The organism is Streptococcus mitis bv. 2 str. SK95, from assembly GCF_000222705.1.
Taxonomy (GTDB): domain Bacteria; phylum Bacillota; class Bacilli; order Lactobacillales; family Streptococcaceae; genus Streptococcus; species Streptococcus mitis_AY.
Map to the genome: position 1 here is coordinate 1 of NZ_AFUB01000024.1, position 566 is coordinate 566.

The window sequence follows — 566 nt, forward strand, 5'->3', positions numbered from 1 at the left end:
GGCTTATTTGAAGGAGCATGAAGAGGAAATGGCGAACTTCGTTAAATCTTGGAATTCAAAAGTTGAGAGTGTTCAATTTGATTGGGATAGTATGGAAGTTGGTCAGGTAGGAAATGGAACTCCTCAAGGCGGAGGTTATATGATGACAGTGAACGGTAGAATCAATAATAATAAGGATACTAAATTTACATTAGGTTTTCCACTAAAACGTAATGTAAATGAAATCCCTGAGAAACTTGTTATTATGCAAATGCAACCAATAAGAATTTTGAAAGGAAACTTATGGGATCTTTATGAGTAACAGTAATTTAAAAACCTTTGATAATTTTTATGCAGATTTAGCACAAGCTGCCTACACTTTTCGCCCAAGTAATTTTCCTCCTCAAAATAGTTCAACGAACGTACAAACATTTGATTTCTCAAATGATGGATATATTTTGGATGAGGATGGTAATGTAAAAGAAATCACCCCTGGAGGTAAACATCTTCCCCATAATGGTAGAGTCTACTTGCAGCCAGATCCTGAGTTGCGAGATACTTATAAAATCACATCGATACCAGTTCCT

General features: G+C 35.5%; 1 protein-coding gene and 1 pseudogene. Both read left to right on the forward strand.

What is annotated here, in order from left to right; translation table 11 throughout:
- Positions 1–301, forward strand: a 301-nt coding sequence (locus tag HMPREF9965_RS06520; protein WP_000963032.1) for a hypothetical protein, incomplete at its 5' end; no start/stop codon positions are given.
- A pseudogene (locus tag HMPREF9965_RS0102365) lies at positions 294–566 on the forward strand (DUF2974 domain-containing protein); the annotation flags it as partial. The gene HMPREF9965_RS06520 and the pseudogene HMPREF9965_RS0102365, both read left to right, overlap by 8 nt.